Raw genomic sequence first — 20,003 nt, forward strand, 5'->3', positions numbered from 1 at the left:
GGATTTTCAAAATCCTTTCCCGCGCCCCGCTCAGAACGGGGCCTTGACGGAGAAGTTCATTCCCTTGCCCCCGTCGGGATGGCGCAGGCGCAGCGATTCTGCGTGTAGCATCAAACGGGGAAAGTCGCGAGCGGGCCCCTTCGCATAGAACGGATCGCCCAGAATCGGATGGCCGATTTCCAGCATGTGCACACGCAACTGGTGCGATCGACCGGTACGCGGATAGAGCCGAACCCGTGTTTCCCCGTTACCGGTTCGCATGACCCGCCACCCGGTTTGTGCGGGCTTGCCGTTTTCGTGGTCGACCATCTGCAACGGCCGGTTCGGCCAGTCCACGATCAGCGGCAGATCCACTTCACCGGTCTTCTCGGCCATTTCGCCCCAGACCCGTGCCACGTAGGTTTTCTTGGTCTGGCGCTTCTCGAATTGCAGCCCCAGGTGCCGCTGAGCGTGGGGTGTCAGTCCGAAGACCATGACGCCAGAGGTGTCCATGTCCAACCGGTGCACCAGCAGCGCCTCCGGGAAGGCCTCTTTCACGCGGGCGATCAGGCAATCGGACAGGTGGTCGCCCTTTCCGGGCACGGATAATAGCCCGCTTGGCTTGTTGACCAGCAGGAGCTCATGGTCATGGTGCAGGATTTCAAGTGGTTCCTGCGGGGGACGGTAGTCGAGCGGTTGCATGGGGCTGGTCTAATTGCTCCGGCGCGGTTCCGAAAGGCCTATTCCACGCCGCTGGGTCCGATGGCAATGACGAGTGATGGGGCCATTATCCCAAAGAAAGACAGGGTCCAGAGACCCTGCGTCAGCCTGTGAGAGGGGTCTTTCAGCCAGACGCCCAAGGCCGACAGAAACGACACGGGTCCGGGAAACATCTGCCCGCTGCGACCCGCTGCGATGGCGCAGATCTGGAACACGGCCCGAAAGGACAGCACCGCCCAAAGCGCAAAGCATAGCCCCTGCGCAATCAGAAGGATGAAAATGCCGCTGCCCATGGTGTTGCCTTTCGTGAGTCCGTTACAATTGAACGCTTTATCCCGTCCGATATTAAGTCCTGGGTAACTTCTGCGGGTGCAGTCTGATCGGACTGTGGGGGCGTGAACCAGCAGGTGAACGTCATGATCAACAAAACTTCGGAAATCCGCGTCCTGAAACTGAAGGAAACCCACCCAGAGGAACTGGGCCGCGCCAGCGATGCGCAAACCATGCTCCGTATCTGGTCGCTGCTTGGCGGGCAGGCTCAGATGCGTGACCGGACCATCTGCAACCGCGTTCTGGGCTGACTGATCCTCACCTGCCCCGACATGCTGCGGGGCAGGGCATTGCTGCGACATTTATACGTCCCTTCCGTACTGGACCTGCCCGCGCCGAAGTGAAACCTTTCCTCCGACGCGAAACCGGAGGTCGACATGCGCGATTGGGCAGGGATGCGATACTGGCTTGTAGGGGCGGACACGTCTCTTGGCGCCGCGCTTGCCGAAAAGCTCAGCCGCGCCGGGGTGTCCCTGGTCCTGTCAGGGTGCGATCAGGACAAGCTGGAAGACCTGATGGTGTCGCTGCCGGGGCGCGCAAGCTACATCCCGATTGATGTCAGGGACGAAGACAGGCTTGCCGAGATTGCCATTGAACTGGGTGCAGTCGATGGCCTCGTCTATGCCATAGATGACCACCATGTGATCGGCGCAGAAGCGTGGAGCGCTGCGGTTGTGGCACAAATGATCTCATCCAATCTGACCGGGATCGCCAATGCTCTCGGTGTGGTGTTGCCGCTCTTCGAGGGGCGGGGGCATATCGTTTTGCTGGACAGCCTAGCCGGGATCGGCGGATCGCCCCGTCAGGCAGGCTATGCCGCATCCAAAGCCGGGGTGCGCCTGATGGCCGAATCGCTGCGCGCCGAGGCCAGGGGGGCGGCGCTGGCGGTGCAGCTTGTCACGCTCGGGGTGCCTGGAAGCCGTCTGGCCGTTGCCCCTGCCACCGCCGCCGCAGAGATCTTCGAACATATGGGAACACCGCGATTCCGCCGGACGGTTCCCGCCATGGCGGGGGCCGTGGTGCGGCTGCTGCACGTTCTGCCCGGTTGGCTGACACGGCCTGCCATTGCATGGCTGACAAAACCGGCGCAGGATTGATCCGGGCGCGAACAATCCAAGACTCGGACAGAACCGGAGGACCCGACATGCTGGCCATTTCCACCCACAAGGTCGCACAGATCATCCTGATGGGGCACGAGCTCGACCGGGCCGAGGGTGAATTGCGCGGGTTTCTCGAAACCCTGAACGAGGATGAGCAGGCCGAGGTTGTCGCCATCATGTGGATCGGGCGCGGCAGTTTCGAGCCTGAGGATTTCGCCGAGGCGCTTTCCACCGCCCGCAACGAGGCGACGACGCCGACGGCCGACTACCTGATCGGCACCCCGCACCTGTCGGACCATCTGGAAGCCGGGTTGGAGGCGCTCGGCGTTGATCCGTCCGAGGCGGAAGACGACCTGATGTAGGGCCTTGCCCGTCGGGTCAGCCGAAGTGCTTGTCAAATTCCGCCTTTGCGCGCGTCCAGACCCCGCCGTCCAGATCGGTCAGCGTCAGGAGTGAGGGCAATAGCTGCGCCGCGTAGTCCTGAGAGGACTCCACCGGCAGCATCGAGGGCAGGTTGTCGATGGCCATTACGTCCATCGGCGGGGTGTCATGGACGCGCAGCACGGGCGCATCCCATGTGGTCGCGCGGTCATAGACTGGCACCGGGTTGTAGTCGCTGTCGGGGTCGCAGGCGACGTCGCCGATCACGGTCAGGCTGCGAGGCTGCGTCAGCGCCTCACGTGGGACGAAGACTGGTGTGCCGGGGCGGGCGAAGATGCAGTTGAGGAAGATGTCATGGTCGAGGATCTCGGGGAACGGCCCGCCGCTGGCGGTTTCCGCCATGTCCCACTTGGTCACGCGCATGCCCATGGCCTCGCATAGATCCGCCGCGCCGGTGCCCACGCGGCCAAGCGCGCCGATGACGATGGCGCGGGGGACGGACAGGCCCGCCATGCCCTTGGCCAGATCGGCCAGCAACGCGTCCTTGCCGGGATAGGCCCCGACGGACGGGCAGATGCCGCCCGATTGCTGCGCGATCCAGGCCTTGAGCGACACGGCGGCCCCCGCGAACCCGGCCCAGTAGCCGAAAGCGGCGACGCGGCGGCCCGTCTCGTCCACCAGGTATTCCAGATCGTAAAGCGTCCCGCCGCCCGACTTGAACCGGTCCAGCAGCGCCCGGCCTGAAAACTGTCCCTTGAAGGCATGGCCGAACATGATGTGGCGGTGCGGCAGGGGGGTGCCGTCCTCGGGCAGTTCCTTCAGCCCGAAGATGATGGCGTCGGCAGGCGCGTCTGGCCAGCTGTTTTCCGGCGCGATCTCGGCCCCGGCCTCGGCATAGCCCGTCAGACCTGCCGCGCGGGTGGAGCTTTCCTCGACCGTCACGCGGATACCAGCGGCTATCAGGGCGCGAACGCCCTCTGCCGTCACGCCTGCGCGTTCCTCGTTCGGGCGCTGTTCCGCGCGAACCCAAAGATGTGTCATGTCGGTTCCCTCACAGATGGGTGCGCGCGAATTGCCGTTCCGGGTGCTCCAGATGCGGCAGCGCGTTGAACTGCGTCAGGGCCAGCGACCCGCGCAGGGGCAGCCAGCGGCTGAGCGAGGTGTTTTCAACGGCAAGGCAGGCGCGGGCATATCCCATCAGGTCGAGCCCGAGCGTGATCCGCATGGCCATGCCAATGACCCCACCAGAGGTCACGACCAGCGCCCGGCCGTCACCAGCTCCAATCTCTTCCATGCCGTCCCGAACGCGGGCTTCGAATGCCTGAAAGCTTTCCGGTGGATTGTCGATCTCGCCTGCCTGCCACGCGGCGAACAGGCGCGGCAGATGATCGGTGAAATCCTCACGGTCCTCGGGGATCGGCACGCCATGTTGGTCGCGGTAGAGCGTGGCCAGCGTGAAGAACTCCATCTCGTTGAACCGCGCATCCATCTGGGGCTCTGCATGACCGTCCAGCCCGATGGCGGCGGCGGTTTCCCGGTGGCGCTGAAGGGTGCCGGAGTAAAGTCGTGGAAACACCTCACCGGTGCGCGCCAGATGCTGCCCCAGCCATTGCGCCTGTTGGGTGCCAAGATCGCTCAGCCGGTCATAGCTGTCTTCGTCGCGCGCTTCGGTATTGGCCTGACCGTGGCGCACGAGGGTGATGTAGGACATGGGGATTTCCTCGCGCCGTCTGCCCCCCGCTTAGGACGTTGGGGCGCGCAAGGAAAGGGGCGAAGCGTCTCAGAGCCCGAGGCTGGCCCGGATCGTGGGCAGCGCCCCGGCAGCTATCAGGCCCACAACGGCCCCGATGCCAAGACGGATTGCCGGGCGGCCAAGGTTGGGGCTGACAAGGCCCAAAAGGCCACACACCACAGCGTAAAAGGTCAGTGTTACAGGGTCCATGACTAGACGATAGCATAAAACGGGCTACGAATGGGACATGGGACAGACCTTCGATATCGATTCCGCGCGCTTTCTGGCCGATCTGCATCATCTCCGCAGCTTCGGGGCAGAAGGGTCCGGCGTGGTCCGGCCCGCCTTCTCGCCTGCTGACGTGGCCTCTCGTGAATGGCTGTCCGCGCGCATGCAGGAGGCGGGGCTTTCGCCGCATATGGACCCGGCGGGCAACCTGTTCGGGTTGGTTGAGGGTCCGTCGCTGCTGGTCGGCTCGCATTCCGATTCCCAGCCGGAAGGCGGCTGGCTCGACGGGGCGCTTGGCGTGATCATGGGGCTGGAAGTGGCCCGTGCCGCGCGCGAGGCCGGTGGACCCGCCATCTCCTGCGTCAGCTTTCAGGACGAGGAGGGCCGCTACGGCGCCCTGACCGGCAGCGATATCTGGTCGGGCAGCACAACACTGGCCGAGGCCGACGCGTTCCGCGCCACCGACGGGCAGAGCTTTGCGGAAGGCCGAGCGGCGGTCGCCCATCTTGCCAAGCCCGATTTCGTCGATCCGGACCGGTTCACCGGGTTTCTGGAATGCCACATCGAACAGGGCCCGGTGCTGGATCAGGTAGGCGAAGCGGTTGGCGTGGTGACCTCGATCGTGGGGCTGAGGCAGTTGCAGGTCACGGTGAGCGGCGAACAGAACCACGCGGGCACCACGCCGATGGCCATGCGCAAGGATGCGTTTCAGGGGGCGGTGCGGATTGCAACGCTCCTGAATGACCGGTTCCGAAATCTGGTAACGCCGCAGACGGTCTGGACCATCGGGCATATGCGGCTTCTGCCCAATGCCTCCTCTATCGTGCCGGGCAAGGCCGTGTTCACCATCCAGTGGCGCGATGGCGATGCGGATCGGCTGGACCGGATGGAACGTGTGATCGACTCCGTCCTGCTGGAGGTCGAGAACGGCACCGGCCTGAACATCAGCGCCGACCGTCTGCGTCACGATCTGGTGCCCGTCCCGATGGATGCGCGGATGCAGGAGGCGTTGTCGAAAGCCGCCGGTCAGATTGCGCCCGGTAAGTGGCGGTCGATGCCGTCCGGTGCGCTGCACGATGCATCGAACCTGTCGCGGATGATGCCGGTGGGGATGCTGTTCGTGCCCTCCATCGGCGGGATCAGCCACGACTTTGCCGAGGATACGGCCGAGGCCGACCTGGTGACTGGCCTCAGGGTTCTGGCGCGCGCGGCGGCGGATTTGGCCCCCTCCTGCGCTTTTTGACTCTCGTCAAGGCATCGGATTGGTTTCGGACGCAGACTGCCTGGCGCATCGCAGGCAAGGAGGCGTTCTCATGAAAATCCTGATCGGCTATGCCACGACCGAGGGCCAGACCCGCAAGATTTGCCGCCATGTGGCAGATCACTTGAACGATGGCGGTCATTCTGTCGAACTGCTCCCGCTATCGGAGGCAGATGACCCAGATGTTGCGCGGTTCGACAGGGCCATCCTCGCCGCGTCGGTTCACCTTGGCCACTACCAGCAGGCGCTATCGGACTTTGTCGCTGATGCTGCGCCATCGCTGGCAACCCTGCCGACCCTGTTTCTGTCTGTCTCCCTGTCCGCAGCCGGGCACGATGCCGAAGACTGGCGCGGCCTTGAAACAATCACCAACGAGATGACCGAGGCCACCGGTTGGACCCCCGACAGGGTGGAGCAGGTGGCGGGGGCCTACACGCCCTCGCGCTACGACATCATCCGACGCTTTGCCATGCGCCGGATCATCGCCGCAAAAGACCCCGGTCAGGACCTCACCGCCGATCGGGAATATACCGATTGGACAGGGCTGGACCGGGCAGTTGACGACTGGATCGCCAATTAATCCCACCTCACATCGCCCAGGAAGATATACCCCGCGCCGTAGATCGTCTTGATCAGGCGCGGATTTTTGGGGTCTTCCTTCAGCTTGGTGCGCAGGCGGGAAATGCGTACATCCATGGCGCGGTCAAAGCTTTCGCCCGCCGCGCCGCCCAAAGCCTCCTGCATCTGCTGGCGGCTGATCAGGCGTTTGGGGCTGTCGAGGAAGAGCCGCAGAACCTCGCCCTCGGCATGGGAAAAACTGACCTCTTCGCCCGCTTCATCGACCATCACATAGCGGTCGAAATAGGCGGTCCAGCCTTCGAACCGGGCGGTATCGGACTGGGCCGGGCGACTGCGCACATCCCTGAGCCTTGCGCGCACACGGGCCACGACCTCTGCCGGGTCGAAGGGTTTGATGATGTAGTCATCGGCCCCCAGTTCCAGCCCGGTCACCCGGTCCTGCACCTGGGCGCGGCCCGAGATGATGATGATCGACGCACCCGATTCAAGCGCCAACCGGTGCACCACGGCCAGCCCGTCCCGGTCCGGCAGACCCAGATCGACAAGACATACATCAGGCGTGGTCTTGCGCAGGGCGGCTTCGAATTCGGTGGCGCGGGAATAGGCGGCGGTGCGGAACCCGGCCTCGGTCAGGGCCTCGGACAGCATCAACCGGATCTGCGGTTCGTCGTCCAGAATGGTGACTAGCGGTTCGCTCATGCGTCCTCCTCCCGCGCAAGTATGGCGTGAAGCTGGCCGCTGTCGAAGGGTTTCGACAAAACGGGCCAGCACGCCGCACCCCGCTGCCGCAGCGGATGTGTTTCGGGCAGGGATGTCATCAGGGCCAGCTTCAGATCGGGCCGCCGCCGCGCGAGACGGGCCAGCAGATCGACACCGGTCGTATGGCCAGAGAGCTTGATGTCAGACAGAACCATGTTGATGGCGGTCAGATCGGCCAGTGTATCGGCCTCGGCAAAACTTGCGGCCTCGATCACCTGATGACCCATATCGGTCAGCATTTCCCGCACCGACACGCGCAGGTCGGGCATATCCTCGACCAGCAGGATCAGCATCGGCGTCGCCTCGGACAGGGGCACCGCGCGGAAGGGCAGCCGGTAGGTGACGCGCGCGCCCTCGCGGTGGTTTTCCAGACGCACATTGCCGCCGGACAGCTTGGCGAAATCGAAGACCATCGACAGACCAAGCCCCGACCCCGCCTGCCCCTTGGTGGTGAAGAACGGATCGAGCGCGAATTCCAGCGCCTCTTTCGAAAAGCCCGGCCCTGTGTCTTCCACCACGATATCGAGCCACGTATCCCGCACCTTCTGCGCGCGGATTCGAATCTCTCCTCCTTCCGGGCCAATCGCGTCACGGGCGTTCAGCACGAGGTTGAGAAGGCTGTCCTGCAAACTTCCCTCATCCAGCATCAATAGCGGGTCGGGCACATTCTGGGTGATCGACAGGCGGATGTTGTCGGCAAGGGGTGCGCGGGCGAGCGCCTCGAAGGTCTCGAAAAAGCGGCGCATGTCGACTGGGGCGGGGTGCAGTTCACGCGGGCCGGAGATGCGCGCGATCCGGTCCAGCAGGGTCCCCCCGCGACGGGCGGCGGCGGTGGTGGCGCTGGTCAGTTCCTTCGCGGCCTCCGGCAGGTCCATCCGGGACAGGCGGCTTTGCAGGCCGAGGATGATGGTCAGCAGGTTGGAGAAATCATGCGCCATGCCGCTTGTAAGTTGCGCCGCCAGTTCGCGTTTGTTCGTCTGGATCAGCACCGCGCGCGCCTGCGCCTCTTCCGTTACGTCTGTGGACAACAGGTAAACGCCGTTGATCGGACCGGTTTCGCCCACCCGATCGGGGGTAAAGGCGGTGCGAATGCGGCGGCCAGAGTCCTCGTCGGTGAATTCCAGCACGCTCGATTCGCCCTGCATGGCCCGGTCCAGATGCGGGCGCAGGCGGCGCGATGTCTTGATCCCGAGCGCTTCGCAGAAATGCAGCCCCACGATCTCGTTCGACCGCCCTGGCAGCACCGAGGACAGGCGCCGGTTGGTGAAGGTGTAGACGCCATCGGTATCCACATGGCCGATATGGGCAGGCGTCATTTCGGTGGTCAGACGAGTGCGCGCCTCCATCTCGGCCAGCCCGCGCTTGGTTTCTTCCAGCTGTGCGATGGTGGCGGCAAGCTGGCGGTTGGTGCGAGAGAGCTCCTCCGCATGGGTCAGCAGCTGATCGGACAGTTCCTCGGACCGGGCGCGCAGCAGTGACTCCTGGCTCTTGATCGAAGTGATGTCGGTATAAACCGTGACCCAGCCTCCCTCGGGCAACGGGCTGCCCTCGACACTGATCATCCTGCCATTGGACCGGCGGCGTTCCATGTAATGCGGTTCAAAGGCACGGGCCTGTTCCACACGGTCGGTGACGAATCCCTCGGGGTCGTCCACCTCGCCATATTCGCCGCGTTCGACCAAAAACCGGATCGTGTCGCGAAATGTCGCACCGGGGGTGACCAGAGATTCCGGCAGATCGAACATGGTCTGGAAGGGCCGGTTGCAGACCGCAAGCTTCAGGTCGCGGTCATAGATCGTCAGCGCCTGCTGGATCAGGTTTAACCCGGCACGGGTCATTTGCGCAGTGGCGTCCGATCTGGCCATCTGTCAACTCCTCCTGCCTTTCCGCTACACGCTTGGTTCCCTCGCGCCAAGACCTGCCAGCCGCGTGTTACAATTCGTTAGGATTGGGAAAAAGTCAGGTAAAAATTGACGCTCAACCATGGCGACAACACGGTGAGGTGCGGATTCGTTTTCGTCATGGAACCGCGTGGCCGCCGGGATAACCGGCGAAGGGAGGACAGAACTTGGCTGAGATGAAAGCGGTTTCGGGCGTGCCTGAATCCGTTCCTGCGTTGCTCGCACGGAACGTTGCACAATTCGGAAGCAAGCCCGCCTATCGGGAAAAGGAATTCGGTATCTGGCAAAGCTGGACCTGGGCCGAAGCGGCCGAGGAAATCCAGGCAATTGCCTATGGATACCTGGCGCTTGGCGTCGAGAAGGGCGACCATATCGCCATAGTCGGTCGCAACCGCCCTGCCATGTACTGGTCCATGGTTGCCGCGATGAAGGTGGGGGCCGTGCCGGTGCCCATGTATCAGGACGCCGTGGCCGAAGAGATGACCTATGCGCTGGACCATTCCGGCGCCCGCTTCGTCGTTTGCGGCGACCAGGAACAGGTCGACAAGGTGATCGAGGTGCAGGAAACCGTGCACCAGATCGAACACATCATCTATCAGGACGCGCGCGGCCTGCGGAAATACGATCACACCAAGCTGCATTCGCTCGCCGACATTCAGGCCGAAGGTCGCGCGGCTCACGAGCGGTTCGAGAAGGAACTCGCCGACCGCGAGGCCTCGATCGGCTACGATGACACCTGCGTGATGCTCTATACCTCGGGCACCACGGGCAAATCCAAGGGTGTGGTGCTGTCCAACCGCAACGTGATCGAGACGGCCAGGGCGTCCTCCGAATTCGATCATCTGCGCCCCTCGGAAGAAATTCTCGCCTACTTGCCGATGGCCTGGGTTGGCGACTTCATCTTCTCCATCGGGCAGGCTTATTGGACGGGCTTCTGCACCAACTGCCCGGAATCGCCCGACACGATGATGACCGACCTGCGCGAAATCGGTCCGACCTATTTCTTCGCGCCGCCCCGCATGTTCGAGACGACGCTGACCACTGTCATGATCCGAATGGAGGATGCCGGCAATTTCAAGCGCAAGATGTTCCATAAGTACATGGAACACGCCAAGAAAGTCGGCCCAAGGCTTCTGGACGGCAAGCCGGTTTCCTTCGGAGACAAGCTGAAATACTGGATCGGTGACAAGCTGGTATACGGGCCGCTCAAGAACACGCTCGGCTTCAGCCGCGTCCGGGTCGGGTATACGGCGGGTGAGGCCATCGGGCCGGAAATCTTCGAGTTCTACCGCTCGCTCGGCATCAACCTCAAACAGCTCTATGGCCAGACCGAGGCGACCGTGTTCATCACGCAGCAGCCCGATGGCGAGGTGCGTGCCGATACCGTGGGCGTTCCCAGCCCCGGCGTGGAAATCAAGATCGGCGACAGCGGCGAAATCTACTACCGCAGCCCGGGCACCTTCGTGGAATACTACAAGAACCCCGAAAGCACCGCCGATACCAAAGATTCCGAAGGCTGGGTTGCGACAGGCGACGCGGGCTTCATCGAGGAAGACACCGGCCACCTGCGGATCATCGACCGCGCCAAAGACGTGGGCAAGATGGCCGATGGCCGCCTGTTCGCGCCGAAATACGTGGAGAACAAGCTCAAGTTCTACCCGAATATCCTGGAGGCCGTGGTCTTCGGGAACGGGCGCGACATGTGCACTGCCTTCATCAATATCGACCTTGCCGCCGTCGGCAACTGGGCCGAGCGCAACAATATCGCCTATGCGTCCTATCAGGAACTGGCCGGTCACAAACAGGTGCTGGACACGATCCAGCAACATGTTGAAGAGGTGAACAAATCCGTCGCGCAAGACCCGATGCTGTCGGGCTGTCAGGTGCATCGCTTCCTGGTTCTGCACAAGGAACTGGATGCCGATGACGGTGAAATGACCCGTACCCGCAAGGTGCGCCGCCGGATCGTGGAAGAGAAATTCGCCGACCTGATCGACGCGCTCTACACCGGGAAGTCGGAACAATACACTGAAACCGAAGTGACCTACGAAGATGGTCGCAAGGGCAAGATCACCGCCACGCTGGAGATCCGCGACGCGAAAGTCGTGGAGGCCGCGGGCCAAGCGCAGGTGGCCGCAGAATGACCATGATGCACTACGAACCCCATGTGACCGCCGATGGCCGGACCATCGGTAACACCATGATGGAAATGAAGAATATCACCCTGCGCTTTGGTGGCGTGGTGGCGATCAAGGACATTTCCTTCGATATCCGCGAGGGTGAGATCCGCGCCATTATCGGCCCGAACGGGGCTGGAAAATCCTCGATGCTGAACGTTATCTCGGGCTTCTACAAGCCGCAGGAAGGCGAGGTCTGGTATCAGGGCGAAAAGCGAGGACCGATGCGCCCGTTCGAGGTGGCGCGGCAGGGCATCGCCCGGACCTTCCAGAACATCGCCCTGTTCGAAGGGATGACCGTTCTGGACAACATCATGACCGGCCGCCTGAACCACATGTCGGCCAGCTTCCTCGATCAGGCGATCTGGTGGGGAAAGGCCGAACGGGAAGAGGTCGCGAACCGCGAGAAGGCCGAAGAAATCATTGATTTCCTTGAGATTCAGGCCATTCGGAAAACACCGGTGGGGCGCCTTCCATACGGCTTGAAAAAGCGTGTGGAACTGGCGCGCGCGCTGGTCGCGGAACCATCGCTTCTGCTGCTCGATGAACCGATGGCCGGGATGAACGTCGAAGAAAAAGAGGACATGAGCCGCTTCATCCTCGACGTGAATGACGAATACGGCACCACCATCGCGCTGATCGAGCACGATATGGGCGTGGTCATGGACCTGTCCGACCGCGTTGTGGTGATGGATTACGGCAAGAAGATCGGTGACGGCACACCTGATGAGGTGCGCAACAATCAGGAAGTGATCGACGCCTATCTGGGGGTCGCCCATGACTGAGTTTGCCCCGAATAGAGGGGGGTGCCCCCCGTACACCCCCTGTACACCCCCCGTACACCCCCTGTGCAGACAAAACGCCCCTTTGACCAGCGGAGGCCACCATGCCTGAACAACTCGTCTTTGCCATGGAGGTCTCGCTCAACGGCCTGATGACCGGGGTGATGTATGCCCTCGTCGCGCTGGGCTTCGTGCTGATCTACAAGGCCTCCGGCATCTTCAACTACGCGCAGGGCGTGATGGCGCTCTTCGCCGCGATGACGCTGGTGGGCATTCAGGAGGGCCGGGTGCCCTTCAGCCACCTGATCAACGCGATCTTCGGCACGGAAGTGCACCATCTGCCCTGGCATTCGGTTCCCGCGCTCTTTGCGATCCTGCTGACGGTGGGTGTGATGATCGCCTTTGCGTGGCTGGTGCAGAAGGTGGTCTTCAAGCACCTTGTCGGGCAAGAGCCGATCATCCTGTTCATGGCCACCATCGGGCTGGCTTATTTCCTTGAAGGCGTGGCCGACCTGATGTGGGGGTCCGAGATCCGCACGCTGGATGTGGGTCTGCCGCAGGGCATCAACCTTGCCATTGACGAAACCACATTCAATTGGTTCGGCTACGGCTTCTTCATTGATAATCTCGACATCGTGGCCGCCATCGTGGCTGCTGTGCTGGTGGCCGGTCTTGTGGCCTTCGCGCAATACACCAAGCAGGGCCGCGCGATGCGCGCGGTGGCCGATGACCATCAGGCGGCGCTGTCGGTCGGCATTTCGCTCAACTTCGTCTGGATCCTCGTGTGGTCGCTGGCGGGCTTTGTCGCCCTTGTCGCGGGGATCATGTGGGGCAGCAAATCGGGCGTGCAGTTCTCGCTGTCGCTGATTGCGCTGAAGGCGCTGCCGGTGCTGATGCTGGGTGGCTTCACCTCGATCCCCGGCGCCATCGTCGGCGGTCTGATCATCGGCGTGGGCGAGGCCCTGTTCGAATTCACCATCGGTCCGATGATCGGTGGCGCGACCGAGAACTGGTTCGCCTATGTTCTGGCCCTCGTCTTCCTCGTCTTCCGGCCACAGGGCCTGTTTGGCGAGAAGATCATCGAGAGGGTGTAGCCAGATGCGCAAGCTGATTGCCATCATCAACGTGATTTCGTGGTCGGGGTTCTGGGCCTTCGGGTACCTTGCCCTGACCTCGGAACAGCCCGATAGCCAGCAGACACTGATTGCCCTACTTCTCGCCGCTGCGGGAATGCTGGCCGGTGTCTGGGCCTACCTGAAACTTTCGAAGGGACAACCTTTGCCCCATCACCCCAAGCATACCCGGTCGGAGGTCTGATCCATGTTCTACCGTGAAGCCGGCGATTTCAAAACCAGCTACTCCCAAGACAACCAGACCTTCCCGATCGCGTTTGACCGCTGGCGCTACTATCTGGTGCTGTTCGTCGCGATCGTGGTCATTCCGCTGACGATTTCTGATTACTGGGCGAACTCTCTGCTGCTGCCCTTCCTGATCTACGTGATCGCGGCGCTTGGTCTGAACATCCTGACCGGATATTGCGGGCAGGTCAGCCTTGGCACCGGCGGGTTCATGGCCGTGGGGGCCTATGCCACCTACAAGCTGATGACGGCCTTCCCGTGGATGGACATGGTCAGCGTGACCATCCTGTCGGGGCTTGTGACGGCCATCGTGGGCGTTTTGTTCGGCCTGCCATCGCTGCGCATCAAGGGGTTCTACCTGGCCGTGGCGACATTGGCCGCGCAGTTCTTCCTTGTGTGGCTCTTCAACCGGGTGCCGTGGTTCTACAACTATTCGGCTTCCGGTCAGATCAACGCGCCGGAGCGGACCATGTTCGGTATGGCGGTGACCGGCCCCAATGCGGAAGTCTGGGTCAAATACCTCTTCTGCCTGTTTTTCGTGATCGTGCTGGCCTGGATCGCGCGCAATCTGACACGCGGGTCGGTAGGGCGCCAGTGGATGGCAATTCGTGACATGGATATCGCGGCAGAGATCATCGGGGTGAACCCGCTGAAATCGAAGCTGACCGCCTTTGCGATTTCGTCCTTCTTCGTGGGCGTGTCGGGCGCGCTGCTGTTCTCGGTCTACCTTGGCGCGGTTGAGGTGGGCGAGGCCTTCGGCATCCAGAAATCGTTCCTGGTGCTGTTCATGATCATCATCGGCGGCCTGGGGTCGATCTTCGGCAGCTTCGCGGGCGCGGCCTTCATGGTTCTGCTGCCGGTTCTGCTGAAAATCATCGGCGTGGACCTGCTGGGATGGCCCACGGATATCGTGGCGCATATCCAGTTGATTATCGTGGGCGGCCTGATCGTTTTCTTCCTGATCGTGGAACCGCACGGGCTGGCGCAACTGTGGCGACTGGCGAAAGAAAAACTGAGACTCTGGCCGTTCCCGCACTGAGGCGGGGCCAGCCAAATCCGCCGGTGTCAAGAGGAAGGCAACGGCAACAATGGCTTATCGGACAAATCCAAGGGAGGACCTTACCGATGAAGAAACTGGCAACACTGGCACTGGCTGGCCTGATGGCCGCAGGGCCCGCGATGGCGGATCTCGTATTCCCCTCGCTGTCCTACCGGACGGGACCCTATGCAGCGGGCGGCATCCCCTTCGCGGATGGCTATGCCGACTATTTCACGCTGCTCAACCAGCGTGACGGTGGCATCGGTGGCGTGATGACGAGCGTCCCGGAATGCGAAACCGCCTATAACACCGAGCGCGGCGTGGAATGCTACGAGGCGACCCGCGGCGAAGGCGCGCTGGTCTATCAGCCGCTGTCCACCGGCATCACCTACCAGCTGATCCCCCGCGTGACCGCGGATGGCATTCCGCTTCACACCATGGGCTATGGCCGGACCTCGGCTGCCAATGGCGACGTGTTCGAGTGGGTGTTCAACTACCCGGCGAACTACTGGGACGGCGCCAGCGTGATCATCAACTACCTGCTGGACCAGAACGAAGGGTCGCTGGACGGTCAGAAGATCGTGCTGCTGTACCACAACTCGGCCTATGGTCGTGAACCGATCCGCACGCTGGAAATCCTGTCGGAACAGCTCGGGTTTGAACTGGTTCAGCTGGCCGTCGATCACCCCGGTCAGGAACAGGGCAACCAGTGGCTGACCATCCGCCGCGAGCGTCCCGATTACGTGATCATGTGGGGCTGGGGCGTGATGAACCAGGTCGCCGTGCAGGAAGCCGCCAACATCCGTTTCCCGATGGATCACTTCATCGGCAACTGGTGGGCCGGTGCGGAGCATGACGTGATGCCCGCCGGTGACGGTGCCGACGGCTACCTGGCGCTGAACATGAACATTCTGGGCGATCTGCCGGTCTTCGCGGAAATCCAGGAGCACGTGATCGACGCGGGTCTGGCTGCCGGTGACGGATCGAACCTCGGTTCGGTGCTGTACACCCGTGGCATGTATGCCGCGATGCTGGCCGCCGAAGCTGCCCGCACCGCGCAGGAAATCCACGGTGTGGCCGACATCACCCCGGCAATGATGCGCGACGGCATGGAAGCGCTGTCGATCACCGAAGAGCGTATGGCGGAACTGGGCATGCCCGGTGTCGGCCCGGCCTTCGACGTGACCTGTGGCAACCACGGTGGCCCCGGCATGGGCCGGATCCAGCAGTGGGATGCGTCCGCGCAGGAGTGGGTTACCCTGACCGACTTCATTGCACCTGACGACTCTGTCACTCAGCCGCTGATCGAGGAAGACTCGGCCGCCTTTGCCGCCGAGAACGGCATCGAGTCGCGCGGCTGCGCCGAGTGATCCTGAGCTGATCTCATGACATCTCCGGCGGCGGCCCTTCGCTGCCGCCGGACCCCGAGAACAAAGGTTGAAGAACATGCTGGACCAGGTTCACGAAGTGCACGGAGACGGGTTTGCCCCGGAAGACGCTGGCGCGGAAACGCTGCTGGAGGTCAACAATATCGAGGTGATCTACAACCACGTGATCCTCGTGCTGAAAGGCGTGAGCCTCAAGGTGCCCAAGGGCGGCATCACGGCGCTGCTTGGCGGCAACGGCGCGGGCAAGACCACGACGCTGAAAGCCATTTCCAACCTGCTGCATTCCGAACGCGGCGAGGTGACCAAGGGCAGCATCAACTATCGCGGTGAGCGGGTGCAGGACCTGTCGCCTTCCGATCTGGTGGATCGGGGTGTGATCCAGGTGATGGAAGGCCGTCATTGCTTCGAACATCTGACCATCGAGGAAAACCTGATGACCGGCGCCTATACGCGCAAGGACGGGAAGGGCGCCGTGAGCGCCGACCTTGAGATGGTCTATAACTACTTCCCCCGGCTGAAAGAGCGCCGCAAATCGCAGGCTGGCTATACCTCGGGCGGGGAACAGCAGATGTGCGCCATTGGCCGCGCGCTGATGAGCCGGCCTGAGACGATCCTGCTGGATGAACCCTCGATGGGTCTGGCCCCGCAGTTGGTCGAGCAGATCTTCGGCATCGTGAAATCGCTGAACGAGGGGGAGGGCTATACCTTCCTGTTGGCCGAGCAGAACACCAATGTGGCGCTGCGCTTTGCCCATTACGGCTACATCCTGGAATCGGGCCGCGTGGTGATGGATGGCCCCGCCAAGGAGTTGCGCGAGAACCCGGATGTGAAGGAATTCTACCTGGGCATGTCCGATGAAGGGCGCAAGAGCTTCCGCGATGTGCGGTCCTATCGTCGCCGCAAGCGGTGGCTGGCGTGATGAGGGACAATGCCGTGAGCACCTATTTCGACGATCTGGAAACCCGAAGCGCCGACCAGCGTGCCAGCGATCAGCTGGCCGCCGTGAACGCGCAGATCGCCCGTGTGGCGGCCTCTGGTTCCTGCGCGATGGATGTCGGGTCGCTGTCCGATCTGTCGGAGCTGAGCAAACTGCCGGTTCTGCGCAAGTCGACCCTGTCGGGCTGGCAGCAGCAGAACCCGCCGTTTGGCAATATCGCCGTGCAGAACGTGGCACATGTCTTCCAGTCACCGGGGCCCATCTATGAGCCGGGCGGGATCAGCCATGACTGGTGGCGTATCGGGCGGTTCCTGAATGCGGTTGGCATCGGGTCGGATGACATCGTGCAGAACTGCTTTGGCTACCACCTGACGCCAGCGGGCATGATCTTTGAAAGCGGCGCGCGGGCCGTGGGGGCCACCGTGGTTCCTGCGGGCACCGGCCAGACCGAATTGCAGGTGCGCGCCGCTCATGACATTGGCACGACTGCCTATGCGGGCACGCCCGATTTCCTGAAGGTGATCCTCGACAAGGCCGACCAGATGGGGCTGTCGCTGAAGATCACCAAGGCCGCTGTTGGCGGGGGCGCTCTGTTCCCGTCGCTGCGCCAGGAATATGCCGACCGGGGCATTCTGTGCCTTCAGAACTACGCCACCGCCGATCTGGGCAATATCGCCCATGAAAGCCCGGCGCAGGAGGGTATGATCGTCGACGAAGGCGTGATCGTGGAGATCGTCCGCCCCGGTACAGGCGACCCGGTTGCCCCAGGTGAGGTGGGCGAGGTCGTGGTAACGACGCTCAATCCCGATTATCCGCTGATACGCTTCGCCACCGGCGACCTTAGCGCCGTGATGGAAGGCGAAAGCCCCTGTGGCCGCACCAATATGCGGATCAAGGGTTGGATGGGCCGGGCCGATCAGACCACCAAGATCAAGGGCATGTTCGTGCGCCCCGAACAGGTGGCCGATCTGGTTGCTCGTCACAGCGATGTGGGCCGCGCCCGTGTCATCGCCGAGCGTGAGGGCGAGATGGACGTGATGCTGGTGCAACTGGAAACAGCGGGCACTGACGGAAGCGTTTATGAACAAACGGTTCTGGATACGCTAAAGTTGAGGGGGCGAATCGAGCTCGTTCCCGCAGGCAGCCTGCCCAATGACGGTAAGGTCATCGAGGACCGGCGCAGCTACGAATGATCTCGGCCCGCCTTATTTGAAGGAGGTTTGAGCCATGAAATCATTTGTAAAAGCGCTGCTTCTGATGGGTGTCGCCATGCCGGCGGGGGCCGATACGGCCCTTGTCGTGGGCACCGTCGACGCGGCGTCGACCACAAGCTACGGCGCGCCGCGCTACCTTGGGACAGCCCTCACTCCGCTGGACCAAGCGGGGTTTGAGCTGATTTCCGCCCTTGATGCGGATGCGGCCACCCTGCGCCAGTTGGTGACCCGGCTGGTCACCGCGGACGAGCAGGAGGCGTTGGTCATCGCCCTGTCGGGCCGCTTCGTCAGCCATGGTGGGCTAAGCTGGTTCCTGGGCCGCGATGCCGGTCAGCAGGACCTTGGCAGCGTGTCGGGCGCGGGCATTCCCGTGCAGCTGTTGATGGACATCGCGGCGGCGTCGCCCGCGCGCGCGGTCATACTGCTGGCCCCGGAGGATCAGGGAATTGCCCTTGGTGCCGGGTTGGAAAACGGGCTTGGCCCGCTGGAGGTGCCCGAAGGCGTGACACTGGCCACCGGACACCCGGCCTCGGTCGCGCGCTTCCTGCGCAGCGGCCTGTTGGAGCCGGGCCGCCCCTTGCGCGATGTGCTGGCGGCGTCCCCAGATCTGACCGTGGTGGCGTTGGCAGATCCCTTCGTGCCCTTCATTCCGGCACCGGTGGTCACGCCCGTCGTGCCCGCCGATGAACAGGCCTATTGGGAGGCGATGTCGACGCTGGACAATGTCTTTGCCTATCGCGCCTATCTGAACCGTTATCCCGGCGGCTACTACGCCGCGCAGGCACAGGCGCGGATTGCAGCACTTGAACCGCCCGCGCCGCAACTGACCCCGGAAGAGGCCGAGAACGCCCTTGGCCTGTCGCGCGAAGACAAGCGCGACATCCAGCGCGATCTGGCGGTTCTGGGCTACTACAACAGCGGTATCGACGGGCTGTTTGGCCCCGGTACGCGCGGCGGCATCCGCCAATGGCAGCAGGCCAACGGCTTGCAGGTCACCGGCTATCTGGATGCGGCGCAGGTCACAAGGCTGAGCGATCAGGGCGATGTGCGGCGAGAAGAGATTCGCGCGCAGGATCTGGCCTATTGGAACCAGACCGGGCAGGGCAATGACGAGGCCGGGCTTCGGGCATATCTGAACCGCTACCCGAACGGTCAGTTCGCGCAACTGGCGCGTCAGCGACTGGATGCGATCGAGGCGGAACAGGAACGGCAGGCCGATATCGCCTATTGGAACCAGACCGGGCGCGGTCAGGACGAGGCCGGCCTGCGGGCCTATCTGGGCCGATATCCCAATGGCGAGTTTTCACAGCTTGCCCGCCAACGCCTGAACACCATTCTCGCGCAGCAGGAATCCCAGGCGTGGCAACTGGCACAGGCCCGCGACACGATTGCGGGCTATCGCGCCTATCTGAACGACTACCCCAACGGCCCCCATGCGGCTCAGGCCCGTCAACGGCTGGCGCAGTTGCAGCAGGCCGCCGGGGAACCCGCGGCGTGGCAACAGGCGCAGGCGCGCGACACGCTGAACAGCTATCAGGCCTATCTGGATGCCTATCCGAACGGTGCGCATGCCGCCGAAGCGCGCGCGCTGATGCGCGCCATTCGCGATGATGACCGGGCGTGGAACCTCGCGGAATCGACGGACACGATCCAGGGTTATCGCAACTACCTCAATGCCTTCCCCACTCCGCGCCATCGGCAGGAGGCGCTGGACCGGATTTCCCAGATCCAGGCGGACGAGCAGGCGTGGCAGCAGGCGCAGGCGGCAGATACGGTGCAGGCCTATCGCAGCTATCTCAACCGCTTCCCCAATGGCCGCCACGCGGCCGAGGCACAGCAACGGATCGACGCGCTGGCGCCGCCGCAGCCGCCCCAGGGGGGTATTCCGCTGAACCTCGGTCAGCGGGTTGCGACGGAACGCGCCTTGTCCAATCTGGGCTTCGATCCCGGTCCGGCTGATGGCACCTTTACCGCGCAGACCTATGCCGCCCTGCGTGCCTATCAGCAGGCCCGCGGCTTGCCGGTGACCGGCGTGGTGGATGCCGTGACGGCCGCGGCGCTGCTGGTCGAAGGCATGGCCAATAACTGATCCGCACCTGCCCGGGGCGCGCGATGCGTCGCCCCGGAAAGTCGGGCCG

Annotated in this window: 21 protein-coding genes; 14 read left to right on the forward strand and 7 right to left on the reverse strand. The window is 63.1% G+C overall.

Going from position 1 to position 20,003, the window contains the following annotated elements:
* Positions 1-30: 30 nt before the first annotated feature.
* Together ACOOEX_RS00515 and ACOOEX_RS00520 are read right to left on the reverse strand one after the other, a co-directional pair.
* Positions 31-681: a pseudouridine synthase gene (locus ACOOEX_RS00515; RefSeq protein ID WP_420396649.1), complete on the reverse strand. Its 651-nt coding sequence runs from the start codon at positions 679-681 to the stop codon at positions 31-33.
* A 38-nt stretch (positions 682-719) separates the two neighbouring features.
* Entirely contained in the window at positions 720-992 is a 273-nt protein-coding gene (locus ACOOEX_RS00520) for a hypothetical protein (RefSeq protein WP_420396650.1), read from the reverse strand.
* Positions 993-1,115: 123 nt separating this feature from the next.
* Here ACOOEX_RS00520 and ACOOEX_RS00525 point away from each other — a divergent pair, with 123 nt between their 5' ends.
* The 3 genes from ACOOEX_RS00525 (at position 1,116) to ACOOEX_RS00535 (ending at position 2,491) form a co-directional block, all read left to right on the forward strand.
* A complete protein-coding gene (locus ACOOEX_RS00525) occupies positions 1,116-1,280 on the forward strand; it encodes a hypothetical protein (RefSeq protein WP_158514352.1) in 165 nt (54 codons plus the stop codon).
* Positions 1,281-1,406: 126 nt separating this feature from the next.
* Positions 1,407-2,126 (forward strand): SDR family NAD(P)-dependent oxidoreductase, encoded by a 720-nt coding sequence (locus tag ACOOEX_RS00530; protein ID WP_420396651.1) that lies wholly within the window; start codon positions 1,407-1,409, stop codon positions 2,124-2,126.
* Positions 2,127-2,173: 47 nt separating this feature from the next.
* Positions 2,174-2,491, forward strand: coding sequence for a DUF3775 domain-containing protein (locus tag ACOOEX_RS00535; protein WP_071691504.1), 318 nt, complete (start codon positions 2,174-2,176; stop codon positions 2,489-2,491).
* A 16-nt stretch (positions 2,492-2,507) separates the two neighbouring features.
* Here ACOOEX_RS00535 and ACOOEX_RS00540 read toward each other — a convergent pair whose 3' ends face one another.
* The 3 genes from ACOOEX_RS00540 to ACOOEX_RS00550 form a co-directional block, all read right to left on the reverse strand.
* Positions 2,508-3,551, reverse strand: coding sequence for a saccharopine dehydrogenase (locus ACOOEX_RS00540; protein ID WP_420396652.1), 1,044 nt, complete (start codon positions 3,549-3,551; stop codon positions 2,508-2,510).
* A 10-nt stretch (positions 3,552-3,561) separates the two neighbouring features.
* A complete protein-coding gene (locus ACOOEX_RS00545) occupies positions 3,562-4,221 on the reverse strand; it encodes a histidine phosphatase family protein (protein WP_420396653.1) in 660 nt (219 codons plus the stop codon).
* A 69-nt stretch (positions 4,222-4,290) separates the two neighbouring features.
* Positions 4,291-4,452, reverse strand: coding sequence for a hypothetical protein (locus ACOOEX_RS00550; RefSeq protein ID WP_164744772.1), 162 nt, complete (start codon positions 4,450-4,452; stop codon positions 4,291-4,293).
* A 37-nt stretch (positions 4,453-4,489) separates the two neighbouring features.
* Here ACOOEX_RS00550 and ACOOEX_RS00555 point away from each other — a divergent pair, with 37 nt between their 5' ends.
* Positions 4,490-5,713, forward strand: a complete 1,224-nt coding sequence (locus ACOOEX_RS00555) for a hydantoinase/carbamoylase family amidase (protein WP_420396654.1) — start codon at positions 4,490-4,492, stop codon at positions 5,711-5,713.
* A gap of 70 nt (positions 5,714-5,783) precedes the next feature.
* Positions 5,784-6,311 (forward strand): flavodoxin domain-containing protein, encoded by a 528-nt coding sequence (locus ACOOEX_RS00560; protein ID WP_420396655.1) that lies wholly within the window; start codon positions 5,784-5,786, stop codon positions 6,309-6,311.
* Here the strand turns inward: ACOOEX_RS00560 and ACOOEX_RS00565 are convergent.
* Positions 6,308-7,009 (reverse strand): response regulator transcription factor, encoded by a 702-nt coding sequence (locus ACOOEX_RS00565; protein ID WP_420396656.1) that lies wholly within the window; start codon positions 7,007-7,009, stop codon positions 6,308-6,310. The genes ACOOEX_RS00560 and ACOOEX_RS00565 overlap by 4 nt on opposite strands.
* Complete coding sequence (locus ACOOEX_RS00570) at positions 7,006-8,934, reverse strand: PAS-domain containing protein (RefSeq protein ID WP_420396657.1); 1,929 nt, start codon at positions 8,932-8,934, stop codon at positions 7,006-7,008. Before ACOOEX_RS00570 ends, ACOOEX_RS00565 begins: the two co-directional genes overlap by 4 nt.
* A gap of 212 nt (positions 8,935-9,146) precedes the next feature.
* Here ACOOEX_RS00570 and ACOOEX_RS00575 point away from each other — a divergent pair, with 212 nt between their 5' ends.
* From ACOOEX_RS00575 to ACOOEX_RS00615, 9 genes are all read left to right on the forward strand, one after another.
* Complete coding sequence (locus ACOOEX_RS00575) at positions 9,147-11,114, forward strand: AMP-binding protein (protein ID WP_420398405.1); 1,968 nt, start codon at positions 9,147-9,149, stop codon at positions 11,112-11,114.
* Between the two features lie 2 nt (positions 11,115-11,116).
* Entirely contained in the window at positions 11,117-11,932 is an 816-nt protein-coding gene (locus ACOOEX_RS00580) for an ABC transporter ATP-binding protein (protein ID WP_420398406.1), read from the forward strand.
* A 101-nt stretch (positions 11,933-12,033) separates the two neighbouring features.
* On the forward strand, positions 12,034-13,023 hold the full coding sequence (locus ACOOEX_RS00585) for a branched-chain amino acid ABC transporter permease (protein ID WP_071691513.1): 990 nt from the start codon (positions 12,034-12,036) through the stop codon (positions 13,021-13,023).
* A gap of 4 nt (positions 13,024-13,027) precedes the next feature.
* Positions 13,028-13,246, forward strand: a complete 219-nt coding sequence (locus ACOOEX_RS00590; RefSeq protein ID WP_071691514.1) for a hypothetical protein — start codon at positions 13,028-13,030, stop codon at positions 13,244-13,246.
* Between the two features lie 3 nt (positions 13,247-13,249).
* A complete protein-coding gene (locus ACOOEX_RS00595) occupies positions 13,250-14,326 on the forward strand; it encodes a branched-chain amino acid ABC transporter permease (protein ID WP_306047464.1) in 1,077 nt (358 codons plus the stop codon).
* 86 nt (positions 14,327-14,412) lie between these two features.
* Positions 14,413-15,696 (forward strand): ABC transporter substrate-binding protein, encoded by a 1,284-nt coding sequence (locus ACOOEX_RS00600; RefSeq protein ID WP_420396658.1) that lies wholly within the window; start codon positions 14,413-14,415, stop codon positions 15,694-15,696.
* Positions 15,697-15,772: 76 nt separating this feature from the next.
* Positions 15,773-16,633 carry an ABC transporter ATP-binding protein gene (locus tag ACOOEX_RS00605; protein WP_420396659.1) on the forward strand — a complete coding sequence of 287 codons (861 nt, stop codon included), beginning with the start codon at positions 15,773-15,775 and terminating at the stop codon, positions 16,631-16,633.
* A 14-nt stretch (positions 16,634-16,647) separates the two neighbouring features.
* Positions 16,648-17,844 (forward strand): phenylacetate--CoA ligase family protein, encoded by a 1,197-nt coding sequence (locus tag ACOOEX_RS00610; protein WP_420396660.1) that lies wholly within the window; start codon positions 16,648-16,650, stop codon positions 17,842-17,844.
* Positions 17,845-17,878: 34 nt separating this feature from the next.
* Entirely contained in the window at positions 17,879-19,954 is a 2,076-nt protein-coding gene (locus ACOOEX_RS00615) for a peptidoglycan-binding protein (protein ID WP_420396661.1), read from the forward strand.
* The last annotated feature ends 49 nt before the right edge of the window (positions 19,955-20,003 follow it).

Source organism: Nioella sp. (assembly GCF_965215655.1).
Classification (GTDB): Bacteria; Pseudomonadota; Alphaproteobacteria; order Rhodobacterales; family Rhodobacteraceae; genus Nioella.

Bases quoted from the DNA above. Each gene is read 5' to 3' on its own strand.
- ACOOEX_RS00590 (WP_071691514.1), top strand. From the start codon at position 13,028: ATGCGCAAGCTGATTGCCATCATCAACGTGATTTCGTGGTCGGGGTTC.
- ACOOEX_RS00565 (WP_420396656.1), bottom strand. From the start codon at position 7,009: ATGAGCGAACCGCTAGTCACCATTCTGGACGACGAACCGCAGATCCGG.
- ACOOEX_RS00600 (WP_420396658.1), top strand. From the start codon at position 14,413: ATGAAGAAACTGGCAACACTGGCACTGGCTGGCCTGATGGCCGCAGGG.
- ACOOEX_RS00605 (WP_420396659.1), top strand. From the start codon at position 15,773: ATGCTGGACCAGGTTCACGAAGTGCACGGAGACGGGTTTGCCCCGGAA.
- ACOOEX_RS00540 (WP_420396652.1), bottom strand. From the start codon at position 3,551: ATGACACATCTTTGGGTTCGCGCGGAACAGCGCCCGAACGAGGAACGC.
- ACOOEX_RS00585 (WP_071691513.1), top strand. From the start codon at position 12,034: ATGCCTGAACAACTCGTCTTTGCCATGGAGGTCTCGCTCAACGGCCTG.
- ACOOEX_RS00575 (WP_420398405.1), top strand. From the start codon at position 9,147: ATGAAAGCGGTTTCGGGCGTGCCTGAATCCGTTCCTGCGTTGCTCGCA.
- ACOOEX_RS00560 (WP_420396655.1), top strand. From the start codon at position 5,784: ATGAAAATCCTGATCGGCTATGCCACGACCGAGGGCCAGACCCGCAAG.
- ACOOEX_RS00530 (WP_420396651.1), top strand. From the start codon at position 1,407: ATGCGCGATTGGGCAGGGATGCGATACTGGCTTGTAGGGGCGGACACG.
- ACOOEX_RS00520 (WP_420396650.1), bottom strand. From the start codon at position 992: ATGGGCAGCGGCATTTTCATCCTTCTGATTGCGCAGGGGCTATGCTTT.
- ACOOEX_RS00525 (WP_158514352.1), top strand. From the start codon at position 1,116: ATGATCAACAAAACTTCGGAAATCCGCGTCCTGAAACTGAAGGAAACC.
- ACOOEX_RS00570 (WP_420396657.1), bottom strand. From the start codon at position 8,934: ATGGCCAGATCGGACGCCACTGCGCAAATGACCCGTGCCGGGTTAAAC.
- ACOOEX_RS00615 (WP_420396661.1), top strand. From the start codon at position 17,879: ATGAAATCATTTGTAAAAGCGCTGCTTCTGATGGGTGTCGCCATGCCG.
- ACOOEX_RS00515 (WP_420396649.1), bottom strand. From the start codon at position 681: ATGCAACCGCTCGACTACCGTCCCCCGCAGGAACCACTTGAAATCCTG.
- ACOOEX_RS00595 (WP_306047464.1), top strand. From the start codon at position 13,250: ATGTTCTACCGTGAAGCCGGCGATTTCAAAACCAGCTACTCCCAAGAC.
- ACOOEX_RS00555 (WP_420396654.1), top strand. From the start codon at position 4,490: ATGGGACAGACCTTCGATATCGATTCCGCGCGCTTTCTGGCCGATCTG.
- ACOOEX_RS00580 (WP_420398406.1), top strand. From the start codon at position 11,117: ATGATGCACTACGAACCCCATGTGACCGCCGATGGCCGGACCATCGGT.
- ACOOEX_RS00535 (WP_071691504.1), top strand. From the start codon at position 2,174: ATGCTGGCCATTTCCACCCACAAGGTCGCACAGATCATCCTGATGGGG.
- ACOOEX_RS00545 (WP_420396653.1), bottom strand. From the start codon at position 4,221: ATGTCCTACATCACCCTCGTGCGCCACGGTCAGGCCAATACCGAAGCG.
- ACOOEX_RS00550 (WP_164744772.1), bottom strand. From the start codon at position 4,452: ATGGACCCTGTAACACTGACCTTTTACGCTGTGGTGTGTGGCCTTTTG.